Genomic DNA, 22,316 nt, shown 5'->3' on the forward strand with positions numbered 1-22,316 from the left:
TCGGCGTCCTGGCGGGCGGGCGCGCCGGCCGCGCGCGGCGGGGGGACGCGCCACGAGGTCGATCTGCTGCCGGTGCGGGGCGGTGCCCCCGCGGGTCCGGCGCCGCGCGCGGACGTCGCCGTACCGGCCGCCTCCGCCTTCCCCGCGCTGCTGCCGCTGCAACGGGCGCTGCGTCCCTTCCGGCGCTACCAGCCGTCGGCCGCGCCCGGCCCGGCCGAGGTGGACGAGGCGGCGACCGCGGACCGGGCCGCGGACTGCGGCCTGGTCTGGCCGGTGCTGCGCCCGGTCCGCGGCCGGGAGGCGGACCTCCAGCTCCTGGTGGACTCCTCGCCCTCCATGACCGTGTGGGGGCAGATGCTGCACGAGGTGCGCGAAGTGTGCGAGTGGGTCGGCGCCTTCCGCGGCGTGACGGTGCGTTACCTGCACCCGGACGGCGCCGGGGTGGGCGCGAGCACGCTGCCGCGCGCCGACGCCCCGCGGGTCCCCGCCGAGCAGTTGCTGGACCCGAGCGGCCGGCGCGTGACCCTGGTCGTCAGCGACTGCGCGGGACCGCTGTGGCAGGGGCCGGCCATGCGGGAGCTGCTGCACCTGGGGCTGCGCCGCGGTCCCCTCGCCGTCCTCCAGCCGCTGTCGCAGCGGCTGTGGGCCCGCACCCGGCTGCCGGCCGAGCCCGGCACCCTGCACCGCCGCCCCGGCGGTTACGGCGTCCTGGACTTCACGCCGCAGCGCCGGGCGGGCCGGGACGCCGTCGCCCCGGGCACGCTGCCGGTGCCGGTGCTGGCCCCCAGTCCCGGCGCCCTGTCCACCTGGGCGCGGCTGGTCGCCGGCGACAGCGGGGTACGGCTGCGGGGCGCCGCCGCCTGGGTCGGCGGACCCGGTACCGGCGCGGCCTCCCGCCCGGCGGGCCCGGCCGGCGCACCGGTGCGGGGCGCCGCCCAGCTCCTCGCCACGTTCGAGGCGTCCGCGTCCCCGCTCGGCCGCCAGCTCGCCGTGTACCTGTCCGCCGCCCCGCTCTCGCTGCCCGTCATGCAGCTCGTGCAGCGCGCCATGCTCCCCCAGACCGGTCCCGCCGAACTGTCCGAGGTGCTGCTCAGCGGCCTCGTCGTCCAGGCGCCCGCGCCGCACGGCGCCCTTTCGGACGACCGCGGGGAGTCGTGGTACGAGTTCGTGCCCGGCGTGCGCGACCTGCTCATCGACCGGCTCAGTGCCGGGGAGGCCGCCCTCGTCCTCAAGCACTGCTCGCTGTACGTCGAGCGGGCGTTCGGGCGCAGCGCGCGCAACTTCCCGGCCGTGGCCGTGGCCTACCTCATGGACGTCAGCAGCGATCCGGAGATCGGCCCGGACGCGGTCCCCGAGCCCTTCGCCCGCGTCTCGGAACGGGTGCTGCGCCGCTTCGAACCCGAACCCGCCCTGCTGCGCCGCGCGTCCCCCGCCCCGGGCCTCGGCGACACGGGCCGCGCCCTGCTCGACCGCTACGAGGAGAACCGCTCCCCGCGCGACCTGCTGGCCGCCGTACGGCTGCTGCGGGTGGCGGGCGAGACCGACGGCTCCGGCGCGCTCCTCGTCCGGCTCGCCGACGCGCTGCGGCACGCCTGGCGGGAGTGGGGCGGCGACGACGTCCTCGACGAGGCCGAACGGGCGGGGCGCGAGGCGCTCGCGGCGGACCGCGGCCTGCCGGCCGGGCTCGCCCTGGCCCGGGTCCTGGACGCCCGGGCCCGGACGGCGCTGGCCGCGGGCCGCGCCGACGAGGCCGCCGCGGGCCTGCGGGAGGCCGCCGGCCACTGCCGGACCGCCCTGGAGGACACGGCGGGCACCGGGGACGCACCGCGCCTGGCGTGTGTGCTGCTGCTGGCCGGCGCGTTGCGCACGCTGTCCGGCGTCGGCCCCGGCGGACCGCACCCGGCGCTGCTGGAGGAGGCGCTGGAGGCGTTGACCGCGCAGGCCGGGCTGTGGCCCGCCGGCCGGGTTCCGCCGGCCCTGCCGCTCGAACGCGGCGGCGTGCTGCTCGACCTGGCCCGGCTGAGCGGCGACCGCGCCTTCGCGGTGCGGGCCGCGGCGGACCTGGCCACCGCCGTCGAGGGCCTGCGCGGGGACCCGGCCGCGCGCCACGACCGGCTGCCGGCCGCGCTGACCGGCCTCGCCGAGGCGCTGTCCTTTCCGCCCGACGGGCAGGGCGACGACGAGGCGCACGGCCTGCTCGGCGAGGCCGCCGCCCTCGCCCGGGAGGCGGCCGATCCGCTCGCCGAGGCGACCTGCCTGGCCCTGATCGCCCGCAACCGCCGGGACCACCACGACCGGACGGGGGACGCCGAGGACCTCAGGGCGGCCGACGAGGCGTTCACCCGGGCCCGCCGGCTGGTGCCGCCGGACACGCCCCGGTACGCGGACCTGCTCACCGAGGCCGGTGAACTCGCCCTGCGGCGGGCGGAGTCGGAGCCCGGGGCGGCCGATCCGGCGGCCCGCGCCGTGCAGTTGCTGCGGGAGGCCAACGGCCGGACCGGCTCCCACGATCCGCGGGCCGGCCACCGCCAGCTGCTGTTCGGCCGCGCCCTGCGGCTGCGGCACGAGCGCCAGGGCAGCGTCGCCGATCTGCACGAGGCCGCCTGGGCCCTCACCCTCGCCGCCCGCGACGACGGCGAGACCGGCGCGCTGGCCTGGCTGGAACTGGGCGACGTGCAGAGCCTGCTGGCGCGGCGCACGGAGGTCTTCGACCACTACGCCCAGGCTTCCGCCGCCTACCTGCGGGCCGCCACCGGCACCCGGGACGCCCTGACCGCCGCCCGGGCACGGCACCGCCGCGGCGGGGTCCTGGAGCGCACCGCGGGACCCGCCCGCGCCCTGGAGTCGTACCGGCTGGCCCGCGCGCTGTGGGAGGAGCTGGACGCCACCGACACCGAAGAGGCCCGGCTCACCACGGACCGGATCGCGCGGCTGGCGGGACCACCGTGACGGTGCGGGCGTTTCCCGCGCGGCCGGCGTGGGCAACTCCGTGCAGAACACCATCCCTTGAGGAGTGCAGCGTGCAGAGTCCGCCGCCGGGGCCCGAGCCACATCCGCAGGGCCGGCCGCTCCCCGACCTGTCCTCGTACGACGCCGGCCTGTTGCGGACCGCCGTCGGCCATCCGGTGCTGCGCGCCGTCATGGACGACCTGCTCGGGCACTGGCCGGCCCCCGGGGAGGCGGTCGCGTATTTCGACGACAACATGGACACGCGGCGGCAACCGCTTTGAGCCGGATTTGATCTGGCGGCCCGGGCCGGACGCGCCGATGCTGGAGGAGCACATCCGCCGCGTCTCCCGTCCCCCGGCGCCCGGCCGGCGGGTGTCGCGGCCCGTCCGCACCGGCGTGGAGGGTGGCAGCGTGACCGATGACGGCGGCACTCCCCCGTCCCCCGTGCGGCGGACGACGGCCCCGGGCGGGTCCGCCCCCTGGCCCCTTGAGCTGCTGGACGTACCCGCACTGCGGCGGTCGGGCGTCCGGCCCGTGCCGCTGCGCCAGTTCGTGCTGAAGACGCACAGCCGCTGCAACCTGGCCTGTACCTACTGCTACATCTACGCGGGTCACGACAGCACCTGGCGCGACCGGCCGGTGCGCATGGCGGACGCCACCGTGCGCCGGACCGCTGAGCGGATCGCCGAGCACGTCCGGCGGCACGGGCTGCGGGAGCTGCGGGTGGACTTCTTCGGCGGGGAGCCCCTGCTCGGCGGCCCGGACCCGCTGCTGCGCGCCGCCCGGGAGCTGCGGGCGGTGCTGCCGGCCGGGACCCGTCTGGACCTCGCCGTGCAGACCAACGGGGTGCTGCTGACCGGGCCGGTGCTGGACCGGCTCGCCCGCGCCGGGATCCGGGTGGGGCTGAGCGCCGACGGCGGCACCGCCGCGCTGAACCGCCGCCGCGTCGACCACGCCGGGCGCCCGTCCTGGCCCGGCCTCGTCCGCGCGGCGCGGCTGCTGCGGGACCGCCCGGAGAGCTACTCCGGCGTGCTGTGCACGATAGATCCGGACAGCGATCCGGCGGAGGTCTTCACCTCGCTGCTCGACCTGCGCCCGCCCTTCCTCGACCTGCTGCTGCCGCACGCCAACTGGTCCACCCGGCCGCCGCCCGGGCCGGGCGGTCCGGCACCCTACGGCCGGTGGCTGCGGACCGTGTTCGACCGCTGGTGGGACGCCGATCCGCCCGGCCCGCCCGTACGGATCTTCCAGGAGATCATCGGGCTGCTGCTGGGCCGGCCGAGCGGCAGCGAGTCGGTGGGGCTCTCCCCGATGGCGGCGATCATCGTGGACACCGACGGCGCCATCGAACAGGTGGACTCGGTGAAGTCGGCGTACCACGGGGCGAGCGCGACCGGGCTGAACGTGTTCACCGACAGCTTCGACGCGGCGCTGGAGCATCCCGGGGTGGCCGCCCGGCAGCTGGGAGCGGGGGCCCTCGCGGCGCAGTGCCGTGCGTGCCCGCTGTCGGCCGTGTGCGGAGGCGGCAACTACGCGCACCGCTACGTGGCGGGCAGCGGGTTCCGGCACCCGTCGGTCTACTGTGCCGATCTCGAACTGCTGATCCGGCACATCGCCGACCGGCTGCTCGCGGCGCTGCCCGCCGGGGCGTCCACCGCGCCACACCTCGGCAACCTGCCTTGAGCTGCTTGTTTTTGATGCCGCGCCAGATACTCTAAGGTGCCGAATGTCACATTTCCGCAGGGGCGTGCGAGGGAGACGGTTGCATGGCGGAGCAAGCCCGGCACAGCGCGCCCGTCGAGCACTTCACCATCAGCTACGCCGGGTTCAACCGCCCCTGGGCCGCCTGGATCGCGCACCAGCTGGAGCTGCTGGGCCACCGGACCACCACGCTGCGCTGGGACCCGGGTTCGGCGGGGGCGCTCACCGACGCGCTGCGCGATCTGCTGCGGGCACCCGGACGGGTGCTCCTGCTGCTGGACAACTGGTACTTCCGGCTCGGTCCGCGCACCAGGGAGGAGTGGACGTCCGCCCTGCGCGAGGTGGTCCCGCCGCACGTGGACCGGCTCGCGGCGGTGAGCGTGGCGACCGACCCGCTGCCCCCGACGGTCGCCGCGCTGCGCCCCGTCGACCTGCGTGACCTGGCCGCCACCGAGGCACGCCGGCGCATCCTGCGGCTGCTCGGCATCGATCCCGCCCAGCCGGATCCGGCGGGCGCGGACGGCACCGGTCCGCGTTTCCCGCACGACCCTCCGGCGATCCGCCGGGTGCCCCGCCGCAACGACACCTTCACCGGCCGCGACCCGGTCCTGGAGGAACTGCACGAGGCGCTGAGCAGCGCCGGCGACGAGGGCGCCCGCTGTTCGCTGTACGGCATCTCCGGCGTGGGCAAGAGCCAGATCGCCCAGGAGTACACGCACCGCTTCGGCAACGCCTACGACGTCGTCTACTGGGTCAACGCCAACTACCGCGGCACCGCCCGGGAGCAGCTCGCCGCGCTGGCCACCCAGCTGGAGCTGTCCGTGGGCCAGGAGATCGGCGACCGCATCCGGGCGGTGCACGAGGCCCTGCGCACCGGGCGGCCCCACGGCCGGTGGCTGCTGGTCTTCGACGGCGCCGACTACATGGAGCAGGTGGACGACCTCATCCCGGAGGGCCGCGGGCACGTCCTGCTGACGAGCCTCACCCGCGACTGGTCGGCGGCCCGGCGCGCCCGGGAGATCCACGTCCAGCCGTTCCTGCGCGAGGAGAGCATGGCCTACGCGCTGCGCCGGGCGCCGCGGCTGACCCGTCAGGAGGCGCACGACCTGGCGGACGCGGTCGAGGACCTGCCGCTGATCCTCGCCCAGACCACCGCCTGGCTGGACACCAACCCGATGCCGGCCCGGGACTACATCGCCCTGATCCGGCGCGGCGAGCCCAACAGGGTCGGGATCGGGCTCAGCGAGCAGTACTCGATGAGTTTCCAGACCAGTTGGTCGATAACGCTGAACACGCTGCGAGAACGGGCGGAGAGCGCCGCCGAGTTGCTCAAGCTGCTGGTGTTCTTCTCCCCGGAGAACATCCCCGTCCGGCTGATCCAGTCGGCGCGGGCCCGGGACCTGCCGCCGCACCTGGCCGCCCTCGCCGCGGACCCCATCGGCTGGCACACGGCCCTGCGCCGGCTCTCCGAGGCGACCGCGGTGCGGCTGGACTACGAGACCTCGCCGGGCCAGGAGACGGTCGTCGACAGCGTCCAGATGCACAAGCTGTACCACGGCTTCCTGCGCAACGACCTGAGCGAGGCGGAGCGCGACGCGCTGTCGGCGACCGCCTGCCGCATCCTGGTCGACGCCGATCCCCGGCAGCCCAACGAACCCAACCACTGGCACCGCTACGCCAACCTCTTCCCGCACCTGAAGCACTCGGGGGCGCTGGACAGCTCCGACGAGGACGTCCAGGACCTCGTGCTGAACTGCATCAACTACACGCGGGCGCGCGGTGAGTACCAGACCGGGCTGACCGTGTGCGAGCAGGCCCTGGTCCGCTGGCGCACCTTCCTGCCGCCCACCTCCCGGGTGATGCGGATCGCCATGCTCCAGCACTCCAACCTGCTGCGCCGGTCCGGCCGTTACCAGGAGGCCGAGGCCGTGGGCCGGGAGGGCGTCCGGGTGTTCGACGGCCGTCCGCCGGACGATCCGGACCTGCTCAGCGCCCGCAACGCCCTCGGCGGCGCGCTGATGGCCCTGGCCCGGCTGGACGAGGCGTACGAGCTGTACGACGACATGTACCGGCAGTACGTGGGCACCGTGGGGCCGGACCACCCGCGGACCCTCCAGGCACGCGAGAACCTGGGCACCACGCTGGGCCTGCTCGGCCGGTACGACGAGGCGCGGGAGGTCTTCGAGGAGAACGCCGCCATCCGCACCCGGCTGTTCCGGGACGAGAACCTGGACACCCTCCGTTCCAACCTCGGCGCGGCCAGGATGCTGCGCCTGCTGGGCCGGTACGTCGAGGCCACCTCCCGCCAGGAACTCAACCTGCGGCTGCACCAGGACCGGCTGGGCCTCAACAACCCCGAGACGATGCGCGCCGGGCACAACCTCGCCCTGTGCCGCAGGCGGCTGGGCGATCTGGCGGGCGCCGAGAGCCTGCTGCGCGACGTGGTCGCCCGCAGCGCCCGCGTGCAGGGCCCCCGGCATCCCGACACCCTCATGGTGCAGGCCGACTTCGCGACCTTCACCCGGGAGCACGGGGATCTCACGGAGGCCCGGGAGACGGCGACCAGGGTGGCGCGGCGCTACCGGGACCTGGTCGGCGAGGACCACCCCTACGCCATCGGCACCCTGGGCAACACGGGCCTGGTCCTGTGGGAGTACGGCGAGCGCGAGGAGGCGGTGGCGATCGCCGAGCGGGCGTACGCGGGGATGCGCGCGGCCGTCGGCGAGCACCATCCCTGGACGCTGGGCACGGCCCTCAACGTGTCGGGCGCCCGGCACCTGGTCGGCGACGACGAGGGCGCCCTCGACCTCAGCCGCCACACGCTGGAGCGGGCCGTGCACGTCCTGGGCGCCCCGCATCCGCTCACCCTCTCCTGCCGTGCCGCCCTCGCCGACGACCTGCGGACGCTGCGCCGCACGGAGGAGGCCGCCAAGCTCGAGAAGGAAACCCTGCAAGGGCTCGCCGACTCCCTCGGCGCCCAGCACCCGCACACCCTCTCCGTCCGCCGCCGTGAGCGGCCGTACTGGGACTTCGAGCCCCAGCCCATCTGAGCCCAGCCCATCCGAAAGGCCCCGGCACCACCCATGCACGACCGCACCAGCACCGGCCCCGCGCCGGCCGACCTGCCCGACCTGTCCCACCTCGACGTCCGCGCCCTGGCCTCGTCCGGGGAGCACCCGGTGCTCGGCACCGTCGCCGCCGCCCTCCTCACCCGGTGCGGCACCGAGGAGGCGCCCGTCGCCTTCTACGAGGACGGCATCTTCTGAACCGTACGACCGTGCCCGCCCCGCACGCTCCCGTGCCGCTCCCCGCGCCGTCCTCGCACCCCTGGTGGCCTCACCGCGCGCTGGACGTGGCCGGGCTGCGCCGGGCCGGGGTGCGGCCGGTGCCGTTCCGGCAGTTCGTGCTGAAGGTGCACAGCCGCTGCAACCTGGCCTGCACCTACTGCTACGTCTACCGGGGGGCCGACCAGAGCTGGCGGGAGCGTCCGCCGCGGGTCCCGGAGCCGGTGGTGGCCCACACCGCGCGGCGGATCGCCGAGCACGCGGCCGGGCACGGGCTCACCGCCGTGCACCTGAACTTCCACGGCGGTGAGCCGCTGCTGGCCGGAGCGGACTTCCTCGCCGAGGCCGCGGCGACCGTGCGGGCCGCCGTGCGCGCCCGGGCACCGGGCTGCGCGGTGCACGTCAGCCTCCAGACCAACGCGACCCTGCTGACCGACCGGGCGCTCGCCGCGCTGGCCGCCGCGGACGTCCGCGTCGGGGTCAGCCTGGACGGCGGCGATGCCGCCCTCAACGGGCGCCGGGTCACCCACGCCGGGCGGCCCGCGTGGCCCGCGGCGGCCCGGGGGCTGCGGCGGCTGACCGCCCGCCCGGGCACCTGGGCGGGCGTGCTGTGCACGATCGACCCGCGGTCCGATCCGGTGCGGGTGTACGAGTCCCTGGCCGCGCTGCGGCCTCCCTCGCTGGACCTGCTGCTCCCGCACGCCAACTGGTCGTCCCCGCCGCCCGGCAGAGGTCCGGCCGAGGAGGCGACCCGGTACGGCGACTGGCTGATCACCGCGTTCGACCACTGGTTCGCCCGCCGGCCGGCCGGACCGCCGGTCCGGATCTTCCGCGAGATCATCGGGCTGCTGCTCGGGGTGCCGGGCGGGGCCGAGGCGGTCGGCACCTCGCCGCTGGTCGCCGTCGTCGTCGACACCGACGGGGCCATCGAGCAGGTGGACTCGCTGAAGACGGCCTACGAGGGCGCGCCGGCCACCGGTCTGGACGTCTTCCGCCACTCGTTCGACGAGGCACTGGACCACCCCGGGATCGCGGCCCGCCAACTCGGCCCGGACGCCCTGCCCGACGCCTGCCGGGCCTGCCCGGTGGTCGCGGTCTGCGGCGGTGGCAACTACGCGCACCGCTACCGTGCGGAGAACGGCTTCCGCAACCGCTCGGTGTACTGCGCCGACCTGTACAAGCTGGTCCGGCACGTGGCCGGGCGGATCGCGGAGGCGACGTCCGCGCCCGGTCTCTGACGGGCGGGTCCGTCCTGTCCGCCGTCCCGGTCGGGACGGGCCGGTGCCGCGGTCGGGACGGGCCGGTGCCGCGGTCGGGACGGGCCGGTGCCGCGGTCGGTCCCCTCCGCGTGGGCGCGGGTGTACCCGTCCTCGGACTGACGAAATTCACGCCGGCCGATCACTACGGAGAGCGGTGGTACGCAAGGGGCCTGTCCGCACACAATCTCGGTATGCAGAGGCAGGCCGTCACCGCGGCCCGATTATTCGCACCCCATCGAGGAGATGAAACCGTGGTCGACACCAGCGACGCCGTGACGTCCAAGACGCGGGCCGCGCAACGCGTGGTCGAATGCCTGCAAGCCAACGGCGTGTCGTACGTGTTCGGCGTACCGGGTGCCAAGATCGACGCCGTCTACGACGCCCTGGTCGACGGCGGACCCGAACTGATCGTATGCCGCCACGAACAGAACGCCGCCTTCATGGCGGCTGCGGTCGGCCGCCTCACCGGAGTGCCCGGGGTCACCCTCACCACGTCCGGTCCCGGCACCAGCAACCTGGCCACGGGCCTGCTGACCGCCAACACGGAACAGGACCCCGTGGTCGCCATCTGCGGCGCCGTGGGCCGGCCGGACCGCCTCAAGCGGACGCACCAGTCGATGGACGCCGCGGCGCTGCTCAAGACGGTCACCAAGTACACCGGCGAAGTCGCCCACCCGGACAACGTGCCGGAGGCGATCAACAACGCCTTCCGGTCCGCACTGACCGAGCCGCGCGGGGCGACGGCCGTCGTCCTGCCGTCCGACGTGGCGGCCGAAGGGACGACAGCGAGCATCCGGAAGCTGCTGCCCGTCCCGGAGGCGGGAGCCGCGCCCGCCGAGAAGGTCGCGGAGGCCGCGCGCCTGCTGCGTGCCGCGGCACGTCCCGCGGTGCTGGTGGGAAGCCGCGGCAGCGGCCCCGAAGCGTGTGCCGCCCTGCGCTCGTTCATCACCGACGGCGACCTCCCGGTGGTCGAGACCTTCCAGGCGGCCGGTGTCATCAGCCGCGAGCTGGAGGACCACTACCTCGGACGCGTCGGGTTGTTCCGCAACCAGCCCGGAGACGTCGTCGTCGCCGAGGCCGACGTGGTCCTCGCCGTGGGCTTCGACCCCGTCGAATACGACCCGCAGCTGTGGAACTCCGACGTGGCACGCCCCGTCATCCACCTCGACTCCGTGCCGGCGCAGATCGACAACCACTACCAGCCCGTGCTGGAGCTGTGCGGTGACGTCGCCCGCACGCTGGCCGCCCTGGCCGACGAGACCGGCCCGCTCAAGCTCGACGCCGGCACCAAGGCGGCCGTCTCCGCCCAGCGCGACCGGCTGGCCGCCATCGACGAGGAGGCTCGGCACACCCCCGCGAGCGAGCTGGGACTCGACCCGGCCGCGCTGGTACTGATGCTCCGTGACCACCTCGACGACGACGCGACCGTCGCCTGTGACATCGGGTCCGTGTACATCCACATGGCACGTCACTTCCGCTCCTACGAGCCGCGCAGGCTGCTCTTCTCCAACGGTCAGCAGACTCTGGGCGTGTCCCTGCCCTGGGCGATGGCCGCGGCCCTCGTGCGCCCCCACAGCCAGGTGGTCTCCGTCTCCGGCGACGGTGGCTTCCTCTTCTCGGCCCAGGAGCTGGAGACCGCCACACGCCTCGGGCTGTCCTTCGTCCATGTGATCTTCCGGGACAACACCTACGACATGGTCGGTTTCCAGGAGGAGATGAAGTACGGCCGCAAGTCCGGTGTCCGACTCGGCGACTACGACGTGGTGAGTTTCGCCAAGGCGTTCAACGCCCGGGGCGTGCGCGTCTCCGGCTACGACGAGTTCGCCACCGAGCTGCGCCAGGCACTGCTGGAACCCGGACCCACGATCATCGACGTTCCCGTCGACTACTCCCGCAACACCGAACTGGGCAGGCACCTGATCGCCGACGCCTTCGAGTAGAAGCCGACGACGAGCCCGAGGAGGACCTCATGTCCGACACCCAGACCGCGTGGGACCGGCTGCTGCACCTCATGACGTCCCTGGCGCAGCAGGCACACAACGGACCGGCGGATCCGCCGTCCACCGTGTATCAGACATCCACCATGGCGGCGCTTCTCGACGGAGTCTACGAAGGAGACGTCACCGTCGCGGCGTTGCTGGAGCACGGTGACTTCGGCGTGGGCACGTTCAACGGACTCGACGGTGAGATGGTCGTGCTGGACGGCGTCTGCCACCGGTTGCGTTCCGACGGAACCGCGACCCCGGCGGCCGACGACGACCTCACCCCGTTCGCCGCGGTGACGTTCTTCCGTCCCGATAAGACTCGGCGGCTGACCTCGCCCATGGCGAGACACGACGTGGAGACAGCCATCGGCGAGCTCGCGCCCGGCGACAACCTGATCCGCGCCGTGCGGGTCGACGGCCACTTCAGCAGTGTCAGCACCAGAACGGTGGCCGAGCAGCACCGGCCGTACCCCCCGCTGGTGGAAGCGACCGCGGACCAGGCGGTCACCGCCTTCCAGGACATCCACGGCACCCTCGTGGGATTCGTGACGCCGGGATACGTGGGCGGTGTGTCCGTACCCGGTTACCACCTGCACTTCATCGACGATTCTCGGCAAAAGGGAGGACACTGCTTCGACTTCGAGATCACCGCCGGCACCGCGGCCGTGGCCACCGCGCACGACTTCCATCTCAGCCTCCCCACCTCGGCGGCCTTCCTGGCGTCGCGTTCTTCGGCCTCCTTCGAGGACCAGGTGCGGAAGGCGGAAGGCGGAGCCGGGGATGTTGCGGGCCCGTCGGACGATCGGAACGGGTCCGGCTGAATACGCGGGGGGCCTCCACCCCCGGTCATGGTGGTTCGAGAGCCGTCCGGCGCTTCGCCGGACGGCTCTTCCCCGTTTCGCCGGGCATCCGGCTCCGGCGCGAGGGGTCATCTGGAGGCGGCCCGGCCCGGTGCTTCACGGCGGCTCTCACGGCAGGGTTACCGGCCATCAATCCCTCAGGATCCAGCCACTCCCGCATCTACAAAGACTTCTTTGCAAGAGAACCTATGCACAGACTTCTTTGTCATCTACCTTGGGACTCATGGAACTCCCCGAGCAGCCCTCCCAGGTACATCTGACCGCTCGTAACCTGCGGGGCATCGCCCATCCGCTGCGGGTCCGGATGCTGACCATCCTCCGGACGGAGGGGCCGGCCACGGCCACCACGCTCGCCCGGCGGCTGGACCAGAACACCGGCGCGACCAGCTACCACCTGCGGCAGCTCGCCGAGTACGGCTTCATCGTCGAGGCACCGTCCCGGGGCGGCCGCCGTGAGCGCTGGTGGCAGGCGGCGCACGCCAACACGGTCGTACCGGACGACGAGGTGCTGGCGGGCGGCGACGGTCTCGGCACCGCCTACTTGCAGGCGCTCGGCCGGGTCTGGTCCGACGCGATGACGACCGCCATCGACGCGACCGCCTCGCTGCCGCCCGAGTGGCGCGACGCCCAGGACTTCGGCGACTACGTGCTCACACTCACCCCCGCCGAGGCCAAGGAGCTGACGGCGGAGATCCACCGGCTGCTCCGCCGGCGCAACTCCCCGCCCGGACCCGCGGGTTCGCCGCTGCCCGAGGGCGCGGCGCGGGTCGCCTTCCAGTTCCAGTTGTTCCCGACCAGTGCGGACCGGCACGTCTCCCACCCCACCGACTCGGAGTGACAAGATGACCTCTCGGCACGCGGCCGCCCAGCGGGCGGCGGACAGCGGCGCACGCACGCCCTCCCCCGACGCCCCGGCCGACGGGCCCCGGGTCCTGCGCGGACTGGTCGGCATGCTGTCGGCCAACGCGGCGGCCCTGTCGGCCAACCGGGTGCTCTCGATCGCCCTGCCCTGGTTCGTCCTGACGACGACCGGCAGCGTCGGCAAGACCGGACTGGTCGCCTTCTGCCAGATCGTCCCGTACGTGATAGCCCAGGCGCTGGCGGGCCCGGTCATCGACCGGATCGGTCCCAAGCGCATCAGCGTCGCCGGCGACCTGGCCTCCACCGTCGCCACCGCCACCGCCCCGCTGCTCTACCTCACCGGACACCTGTCCTTCGGCCTGCTGCTGGGGCTGCTGGCCGTGGTCGGCGCAGCGGACGGCCCGGCCAACGGGGCCAAGGGGCTCTTCGTGCCGGCGGCCACCCGGGCGGCCCGGGTGCCGCTGGAACGGGGAACCGGTCTGTCGGCGGCGGTCGAGCGGACCGCGACGACCATCGGCCCGGCCATCGCCGGGGTGGTCGTCGCCTCCTTCGGCAGCCTCTACGCCCTATGGATCACCGCCTGTCTGTTCGGTGTGTCGGCGCTGGTCGTCTCCACCACGCTCAGCGACCCGGTGCCCGAGCCGCACGAGACGCCGGTCGAGGAGGCCGAGGGCTATCTCTCGCGGCTGCGCCAGGGCGCCGTGTTCCTGCGCGACGCCAAGCTGCTGCGGTCCATCGTGTGCATGCTCGCCGTGACCAACCTGCTCGACCAGGCGTTCATGTCCGTGCTGCTGCCGGTCTGGGCGAAGGAGACGGGCAACGGCGCGGAGGCCGTGGGCCTGGTGGTCAGCGTCTTCGCCGCGACGTCGATCGTCGCCGCGCTGGTGGCCGCGGGAGTGGCCGAGCGGCTGCCCCGGCGCGCCGTGTACCTGATCGGGTTCACGCTGGGCGGCGTCCCGCGCTTCGTGGCGATGGCCACCGGCGCGCCGCTGTGGCTGGTGCTGGCGGTGCTGGCGGCGGGCGGCCTGGGGTCGGGCTTCGTCAATCCGATCGTGGGCGCCGTGACGTACGAGCTGATCCCCACCCCGCTGCTGGGCCGGGTCAAGACGCTGGCCCAGGCCGTCACCTGGGCGGGCATCCCCTTCGGCGGGCTGCTGGGTGCGGGGCTGGTGACGGTGGCGGGCACCTCGGGCGCGCTGTGGATCGTGGGCGGGCTGTACCTCGTCGCCATCGGAGTGCCGGCCCTGAACCGGGAGTGGGCGGGCATGCGCAAGCACACGGTGTCCGAGGCGAGCCCCGTCGGCACCGGGCAGGGGAGCGGGGGTGCGGCCGCTACGGCTTCCGCCCCCGGGGAAGCGGCGGTCAGGGCGGCCGCCTGAGCGGCGGCACGACAAACGGCGCAGGCCGGGGCGGTCCACCGTCCCGGCCCGCGCCGTTTCTCGTACGTCCGCCTCCGCGCGGGCAGAAGTGTCCACGTCCGGCGGGCAGAAGTAACCAGTTATCTCCTCAAGATCGCTCTGCGAGCATCGGATTCGGCTGAGTTTCCGAGTGGTTTTCGCTGACGGCCGACGACGAGGAACTGGTGGACACATGACGACGAATCCGATGATGGCCGCGGCATCCGGCCGGGTGGCCGGACAGGACGGTTTCTCCCCTGCGGAAATCCGCGTCGCGGCCGTGTGGAAAGCGGTGCTCGGCACCGAGGTGACCACGGCGGAGGACGAATTCTCCCGGCTGGGCGGGACCGGCCCGCAGGCGGTGGAAATGGCCCGCCGGATAGCGGAGGAATTCGGTTCGGAATTCGGCGCGGAACCGCTGCCGGAGCCGTTGACGGTACGGGCGGTGGCGTCGTTCCTCGCCCGGGAGGCGATGCAGCGGGCCCGTCGGCTGTTCGAGTCGGCCGACTTCGACGCCGAGGACGCGGCGGACGCCATGGACGCCCTGGTGACGGCCGGGGCTCCGGACGACGTTCCGGTGATCCCCCGCGCGCCCCGGGACGGGCGGCCGCTGCCGCTGTCGTTCGCGCAGCGCCGGCTGTGGTTCCTGGACCAACTGGAGCCCGGCCGGGCCGAGTACCTCATTCCCATGGGACTGCGCATCCGCGGCCCGCTGGACGTCCCGGCGCTGCGTGCGTCGCTGTCGGAGCTGGTGGCCCGGCACGAGGTGCTGCGCACCCGTTTCGTCAGCGACGCGGACGGCAACCCCGGGCAGGTCGTCGACCCGCCCCGGCCGCTGCCGCTGGCCGTGCACGACCTGCGGTCCGTCACCGGGGAGGCCGCGCGCGAGGAGGCGGCCACCGCGCTCGTGGCCACCGAGGGCTTCCGTCCGATGGACCTCGGCACCGGGCCGATGGTGCGGGCGCTGCTGATCCGGCTGGCCGACGACGAGCACCTGCTCTCGCTGACGGTGCATCACATCGCTTTCGACGGCTGGTCGGCGGGGGTGCTGTCCCGGGAGCTGACGGCGCTGTACGGCGCCCGGGTCGCGGGTACGGAGGCGGATCTGGCCGAACCGCCCCTCCAGTACGCCGACTTCGCGGTCTGGCAGCGCGAGTGGTTCACCGGCGAGGTGCTGGCGGAGCAGCTGGACTACTGGCGCGGCCGGCTGGCCGGCACCGAGCCGCTGGAGCTGCCCACCGACCGGCGGCGTCCGGCACGGCGCGGCGGCAACGGTGCCATGCTCACCTTCCGCGTGCCGGCCGAGACCGCCGACGGCGCCCGCAGGCTCTCCCAGCAGACCGGCGCGAGCCTGTTCATGACGCTGCTGGCCGTCTTCCAGGTGGTGCTGTCGCGCTACAGCGGCCAGGAGGACATCGCGGTCGGCACGCCGATCGCGGGCCGCAACCGGGCCGAGATCGAGAACATGCTCGGCTTCTTCGTGAACACGCTGGTCATGCGCACCGACCTGTCCGGCGACCCGGCGTTCACCGAACTCCTCGACCGGGTCAAGGACACCGCGCTCGGCGCCTACGACCACCAGGACCTGCCCTTCGAACGCCTGGTGGAGGAGCTGGCGCCGCAGCGGGACCTGTCCCGCAATCCGCTGTTCCAGACGATGTTCGTCCTCCAGAACACCCCCGACAGCCGGTCGTGGGAGCTGCCGGGCCTGACCGTCGACCAGCTGGACGTGTCCGCGCAGGACTCCAAGTTCGACTTCACCTTCTACGCCACCGAGGCCGCCGACGGCGCCCTGGACGGCACCATCGTGTACTCCACCGACCTGTTCGACGAGACCACGATGGTGCGGCTGGCCGGGCACTTCGAGACGCTGCTGGCCGCGGCCTGCGCCACCCCGGGGGCCCGGCTGTCCGAGCTGGGCATGCTGACCGCCGCCGAGCGCCGGAGCGTGCTGGGCGAGTGGAACGGCGCCGACACCGACGCCCCGGACCCGGTGACCGTGACCCGGCTGATCGAGGAGCGGGCCGCCCGCCACCCCGACGCGCCGGCCGTGACCTGCGGCACCGACCGGCTGACCTACCGGGAGCTGGACGAGCGGGCCGAGTGGCTCGCCGGGCGGCTGCGCGAGCGCGGTGCCGGGCCGGGCACCCTGGTCGCGGTCTGCCTGGACCGCGGCACGGACATGGTGTGCGCGCTGCTCGGCATCCACAAGTCGGGGGCGGCGTACGTGCCGCTCGATCCGGCGTACCCCACGGACCGGCTCGCCTACATGGTCGAGGACAGCGGCGCACCGCTGATCGTCACCCAGGCCGCGCACACCGGCCGCCTGCCGGCCCGGACGCCGACGCTGCTGCTGGACGGGTCCTGGCCCGAGCCGCCGTACACCGCCCCCGCCGGTCCGGTGGCGCAGGCCGGCCCGGACGACGTGGCCTACGTGATCTACACCAGTGGCTCCACCGGCCGCCCCAAGGGGGTGCAGATCACCCACGGCGCGCTGCGCGCCCGGATGCGGGAGACGCGCCGTCAGCTGGAGCTGACGTCCGAGGACCGGGTCCTCCAGTTCGCGTCGATCGCGTTCGACTCGTCGGTGGGCCAGCTGTTCGCCCCGCTGATCTCGGGGGCCTGCCTGGTGCTGCGCGACGACGCCTGGGACCCGGGCCGGCTGGCGGCGGCGCTGCGCGAGCACCGGGTGACGGTGGCGTGGCTCACCCCGTCGGCGTTCGGGGCGCTCGCCGCCGGCCTGGACGGGCCGGACGCGATCGGCCCCGAGCTGCGGCTGGTCCGGCTCGGCGGCGAGGCGCTCCAGCGGGAGCAGGTCCGGGAGTGGTTCCGGCACTGCGCGGTGCCCCTGGTCAACGGCTACGGCCCGACGGAGGCCGCGCAGGAGGCGACGACCGCCAGGATCACCGGGCCCGTCGACCGGGTGCCGATCGGCCGGCCGGTGGCGGGCGCCAAGGTGTTCGTGGTCGACCGCCACGGCCGGCCGGTGCCGGTGGGTGTGCCGGGCGAGATGTGGATCGGCTGCCCCGGGCTGGCCCGCGGCTATCTGCACCGGCCCGAGCTGACCGACGAGAAGTTCACCGTCGTGGACGTCGACGGCACCCCCCGGCGCGTCTACCGCACCGGTGACCTCGCCCGGTGGCTGCCGGACGGGCGGCTGGAGTTCGCGGGCCGCGCCGACAACCAGGTCAAGCTGCGCGGCTACCGCATCGAACTCGGCGAGATCGAGACGGCGTTGCTCGCCCATCCGACGGTCGCCGGCGCCACCGTCGTACTGCGCGAGGACGTGCCCGGTGTGCAGCGGCTGGTGGCGTACGTGGTGCCCGTGGGCCCCCTCGACGCGAGCGCGCTGCGCGCCCACCTCCAGCGCGACCTGCCGGACTACATGGTGCCCTCGGCGTTCGTGCCGCTGGAGCGCATCCCGCTCACCCCCAACGGCAAGACGGACCGCCGGGCGCTCCCTGCCCCGGCCACCGACCGGTCCGGGCTGGGCGCCGCGTACACCGCGCCGCGCGACGACACCGAACGCACGGTGACCGAGGTGTGGTCCGAGGTGCTGGGCGTGGACCGGGTCGGCGTGCACGACGACTTCTTCGCGCTGGGCGGGCATTCGCTGCTGGCCACCCAGGTCGTGTCGCGGCTGCGCCGGCGGCTGGGCGCCGATGTGCCGGTGCGGACGCTGTTCAGCGCGCCGACGCCGGCGCTGCTGGCCGCGGCCGTGACGGAGCTGGACGGCAGCGGGGCGGGCCGCATCCCGACGGCGCCGCGTGACAGCGGTCCGCCGCCGCTCAGTTTCGCCCAGCAACGGCTGTGGTTCCTGGACCAGTTGGAGCCGGGCCGGGCCGAGTACCTGCTGCCCTTCGCCTTCCGTCTGCGCGGGCCCCTGGACCTGGACGCCCTGAACGCCGCGTTCACCGCGGTGGTGGCACGCCACGAGATCCTGCGCACCCGGTTCGGCACGGACGCGGCGGGCGCCCCGGTGCAGCTGATCGACCCGGCGCGGCCGGTACGGGTGCTGGTCCGGGACCTGCGCGGGGTGGCCGACCCGGTCGCCCGCGAGGACGCGCTGACGGAGCTGCTGGGCGAGGACGGGCTGCGGCCGGTCGCCCTGGGCACCGGGCCGATGCTGCGCGCGCTGCTGGTGCGGCTGGCCGACGAGGAGTGCGTCCTGGCGGTCACGGTGCACCACATCGCCTTCGACGGCTGGTCGGTGGGGGTGCTGGTGCGCGAGCTGTCCGCGCGGTACGCGGAGGCCGTCTCGGACCGGTCCGGGACGTCCGGGCCCGATCCGCTGCCGGTGCAGTACGCCGACTACGCGGTGTGGCAGCGCGGTTGGCTGTCCGGTGCGCCACTGGAGCGGCAACTGGCCTACTGGCGCGAGCGGCTGGGCGGTCTGGAGCCGCTGGAGCTGCCGACCGACCACGCGCGGCCGGCGGAGCGCGGCGGGCGGGGGAGGGTGGTCCGGTTCTCGGTGCCCGCCGAGGTCGCCGCCCGTGCCCGCGCGGTGTCGGCGAAGAGCGGCGCGAGCCTGTTCATGACGCTGCTGGCGGTCTTCCAGCTGCTGCTGGCCCGCTACAGCGGGCAGCGGGACATCGCGGTCGGCACCCCGATCGCCGGCCGCAACCGGGCCGAGACCGAGGAGCTGATCGGCTTCTTCGTCAACACCCTCGTCCTGCGCACCGACTTGTCGGGCGACCCGGCGTTCACCGAGCTGCTGGCCCGGGTCAAGGACACCGCGCTCGGCGCCTACGACCACCAGGACCTGCCCTTCGAGCGTCTGGTGGAGGAGCTGGCCCCCGACCGCGACCTGTCCCGCAATCCGCTGTTCCAGACGATGTTCGCGTTGCAGAACACACCGGGCGCGGACACCTGGCAGCTGCCGGGCCTGTCGGCGGAGTCCGTCGAGACCCCGGTCCGGGACGCCAAGTTCGACCTGTCGATGTACCTCGCGGAGGCGTCGGACGGCACCCTGGACGGTGCCGTGGTCTACGCGGACGACCTGTTCACCGAGGACACCGCGCGCCGTCTGGTCGGCCACTTCGGCAACCTGCTGGCCGCGGCCACGGCCCGCCCGCACAGCGCGCTGTCCGAGGTGGAGATGCTGGACGCGGACGAGCGGCACCGCATCCTCACCGAATGGAACGACACCGCCGCGCCCGTCCCGTCGGGGGCGACACTGCACCGGCTGTTCGAGGAGCGGGCGGCACGAACCCCCGACGCGGTCGCCGTGGTCTGCGGCACGGAGAGCCTGACGTACCGCCAGCTCGACGAGCGGGCGAACCGTCTGGCCCACCGGCTGCGCGCGGTGCCGGGCATCGGTCCGGACGTACCCGTGGGCGTCTGCCTGGAGCGCTCGCCCGCCATGGTGTGGACGCTTCTGGGCATCCTGAAGGCCGGTGCCGCCTACGTCCCGCTCGACCCGGAGCACCCGGCGGAGCGGCTGGCGTACCTGGTGGCGGACTCCGGTGCGCCGCTGATCGTCACCGACACCGCGCACGCCGCCCTGCTGCCGAAGGGCCCGGAGCTGCTGGCCGTGGACCGGCCCGCCGACCTGCCGGACACCCTGCCGGCCGACGCGCCGGAACCCGTCGCGGACCCCGGCGACCTGTGCTACCTGATCTACACCAGCGGTTCCACGGGCCGCCCGAAGGGCGTCCGCATCGAACACCGCGGAGTGGTCAACTACCTGGCCGGCATGCAGCACGCGTTCCCGCTCGCCGAGGGCGAGGGCTTCCTCCAGGCCACACCGCTCTCCTTCGACGTGTCGGCGTACGAGATCTTCTGGCCGCTGTGGCAGGGCGCCACAGTCGTGCTGGTACCCGGCTCCGACCGGCTGGACATGGCCGAGGTGTCCCGTCTGATGCGCGCCCACCGCGTGGTCGGCCTGCACTTCGTGCCGAGCCTGCTGGACCTCTTCGTCTCCCGGGTGCGCCCCGCGGACTGCACGCACCTGCGGTACGCCTTCGCCAGCGGCGAGCCGCTCCAGCCGACGCTGGTGGCCCGGTTCACCGAGCGGTTCCCCGGCGACCTCGTCAACCTGTACGGCGCCACCGAGGTCTCGGTGGACACGACGTACTGGCGGGCCTCGCGCACGGACCCGGCCGGACCGGTCCTCGCCGGCCGCCCCATGGTCAACCAGACGGTGTACGTCCTCGATCCGGACCGCCGTCCCGTGCCCGCGGGAGTGCTGGGCGAGGTGTACCTCGGCGGCGACAGCGTCGGACGCGGCTACCACCGGCGGCCCGAGCTGACCGCCGGGCGCTTCGTCGCCGACCCGTTCCGCGGCGGCCGGATGTACCGCACCGGCGACCTCGGCCGGTTCACCGCGGACGGCGAGCTGGACCTGCTGGGACGCATCGACCGCCAGGTGAAGCTGCGCGGCGTCCGGGTCGAACTCGGCGAGATCGAGGCGACACTGCTCACCCATGACGCGGTCGGGGTGTGCGCGGTGGTGGTCCGGGAGGACACGCCCGGCGACAAGCGGCTGGTCGCCTACTGCGTGCCCGTGCCCGGCGGCACGGTGGACGCCGGCGCGCTGCGCGAGTGGGCCGCCGAGCGCCTGCCGCGCGCCATGATGCCGTCCGCGTTCGCGATCCTGCCGGAACTCCCGCTCAACCGGAACGGCAAGGTCGACCACGCGGCGCTCCCGGCCCCCGGCGGCGACGGCGACAGCACGGCCGGGTACACCGCTCCACGGGACGAGATCGAGGCGGAGATCGCCGGGATCATGGCGGCCGTGCTCGGTGTCGAACGCGTGGGAATCCACGACGGCTTCTTCGACGCCGGCGGACATTCCCTGCTCGCCATCCAGCTCGTCAATCAGGTGGAGTCGGCGACCGGAGTACGCATCGGCCTGCGGCGCCTTTTCCAGGCGCCGACCGTCACCGGTATCAAGCAACAGCTCATCGAATTGTTCGAAGCGCAGGAACAGGATTCCTGAACCAGCGGCCCATTGCCCACGCGAGAAGGACGAAGAGGAAGAGGACGGAACATCATGGGCGAGAACTCGGTCGAGGCACGGCTGCTGTCCCGCATGCGGCGGCGTGCGGAAGCGGCCCGGATCGTACCGGCTGACCGGGAGGCCGGAGCGCTGCCGCTGTCGTTCGCGCAGCAGCGGCTGTGGTTCCTGGACCGGCTGACGCCGGACAGCGCGGAGTACCTGGTGCCGACGGTGCTGCGGGTGCGCGGCAGGCTGGACGCCGACGCGCTGGGCACGGCCCTGTCGGGTCTGGTGGCCCGGCACGAGGTGCTGCGGACGGCGTTCCCGGCGGACGACGACGGTACCCCGCGACAGGTGATCACCGCGCCCTGGCCGGTGGAGGTCACGGTCCACGACCTGCGGGGCGAGCCGGACGCGGAGGCCCGGGCGGGCGAGGTGCTGCGCGCCGAGGCGACGCGGCCGTTCGACCTGGACAGCGGCCGGCCGCTGCGGGCCGACGTGGTGCGGTTGGCGGACGACGACCACTTCCTGCTGCTGACGGTGCATCACATCGTGTCGGACGGCTGGTCCTCCGGGATCGTGGCCCGCGAACTGCGCGAGCTGTACGCGGCCGCCGTCGCCGGGCGGGAGGCGTCACTGCCCGAACTCCCTCTCCAGTACGCCGACTTCGCCGCCTGGCAGCGGGAGCAGCTGACCGGGGAGTTCCTGGAGGGGCAGCTGGCGTACTGGCGCGAGCGCCTCGCGGGTGTGACGCCGCTGGAGCTGCCCACCGACCACCAGCGTCCGGCGCGGCCGGGCGGCGGCGGTGACGTGGTCACCTTCTCGGTGCCGTCGGAGGTGACGGAGGCGTTGCGGGCGACGGCGAGCGGGCAGGGCGCGAGCCTGTTCATGGCGCTGCTGTCGCTGTTCCAGATCGTCCTGGCCCGCTACTGCCGCCAGGACGACATCGCGGTCGGCAGCCCGGTAGCCGGCCGAACCCGGGCCGAGACCGAGGACCTGATCGGCTTCTTCGTCAACACCCTCGTCCTGCGCACCGACCTCTCCGGCGACCCGGCGTTCACCGAGCTGCTGGCCCGGGTC

General features: G+C 74.0%; 12 protein-coding genes. All 12 read left to right on the forward strand.

The window, feature by feature from the left end:
• Positions 1–2,949: SAV_2336 N-terminal domain-related protein (locus IF37_RS0134240; RefSeq protein ID WP_052845518.1), on the forward strand; the 2,949-nt coding region annotated here is incomplete at its 5' end.
• A 71-nt stretch (positions 2,950–3,020) separates the two neighbouring features.
• Entirely contained in the window at positions 3,021–3,230 is a 210-nt protein-coding gene (locus IF37_RS0134245; RefSeq protein ID WP_030751931.1) for a hypothetical protein, read from the forward strand.
• A 214-nt stretch (positions 3,231–3,444) separates the two neighbouring features.
• Positions 3,445–4,632: an FxsB family cyclophane-forming radical SAM/SPASM peptide maturase gene (locus tag IF37_RS0134250; protein WP_253915933.1), complete on the forward strand. Its 1,188-nt coding sequence runs from the start codon at positions 3,445–3,447 to the stop codon at positions 4,630–4,632.
• A gap of 83 nt (positions 4,633–4,715) precedes the next feature.
• Positions 4,716–7,700, forward strand: coding sequence for an FxSxx-COOH system tetratricopeptide repeat protein (fxsT, locus tag IF37_RS0134255; RefSeq protein WP_030751937.1), 2,985 nt, complete (start codon positions 4,716–4,718; stop codon positions 7,698–7,700).
• Between the two features lie 33 nt (positions 7,701–7,733).
• On the forward strand, positions 7,734–7,916 hold the full coding sequence (locus tag IF37_RS0134260; RefSeq protein WP_030751941.1) for a YxD-tail cyclophane-containing RiPP peptide: 183 nt from the start codon (positions 7,734–7,736) through the stop codon (positions 7,914–7,916).
• An 11-nt stretch (positions 7,917–7,927) separates the two neighbouring features.
• Positions 7,928–9,172, forward strand: coding sequence for an FxsB family cyclophane-forming radical SAM/SPASM peptide maturase (locus IF37_RS0134265; RefSeq protein ID WP_253915931.1), 1,245 nt, complete (start codon positions 7,928–7,930; stop codon positions 9,170–9,172).
• 272 nt (positions 9,173–9,444) lie between these two features.
• Complete coding sequence (alsS, locus tag IF37_RS0134270; protein WP_158727434.1) at positions 9,445–11,133, forward strand: acetolactate synthase AlsS; 1,689 nt, start codon at positions 9,445–9,447, stop codon at positions 11,131–11,133.
• A gap of 29 nt (positions 11,134–11,162) precedes the next feature.
• A complete protein-coding gene (gene budA / locus IF37_RS0134275) occupies positions 11,163–11,999 on the forward strand; it encodes an acetolactate decarboxylase (RefSeq protein ID WP_052845520.1) in 837 nt (278 codons plus the stop codon).
• Between the two features lie 262 nt (positions 12,000–12,261).
• Positions 12,262–12,876, forward strand: a complete 615-nt coding sequence (locus IF37_RS0134280) for a winged helix-turn-helix domain-containing protein (RefSeq protein WP_030751954.1) — start codon at positions 12,262–12,264, stop codon at positions 12,874–12,876.
• Positions 12,877–12,880: 4 nt separating this feature from the next.
• Positions 12,881–14,278 (forward strand): MFS transporter, encoded by a 1,398-nt coding sequence (locus IF37_RS40070; protein ID WP_030751957.1) that lies wholly within the window; start codon positions 12,881–12,883, stop codon positions 14,276–14,278.
• Between the two features lie 211 nt (positions 14,279–14,489).
• Positions 14,490–21,236 carry a non-ribosomal peptide synthetase gene (locus IF37_RS0134290; protein ID WP_253915932.1) on the forward strand — a complete coding sequence of 2,249 codons (6,747 nt, stop codon included), beginning with the start codon at positions 14,490–14,492 and terminating at the stop codon, positions 21,234–21,236.
• A gap of 54 nt (positions 21,237–21,290) precedes the next feature.
• Positions 21,291–22,316, forward strand: a 1,026-nt coding sequence (locus tag IF37_RS0134295; protein WP_030751964.1) for a condensation domain-containing protein, incomplete at its 3' end; no start/stop codon positions are given.

The sequence above is a fragment of the Streptomyces sp. NRRL S-31 genome, from assembly GCF_000718775.1.
Lineage (GTDB): Bacteria > Actinomycetota > Actinomycetes > Streptomycetales > Streptomycetaceae > Streptomyces.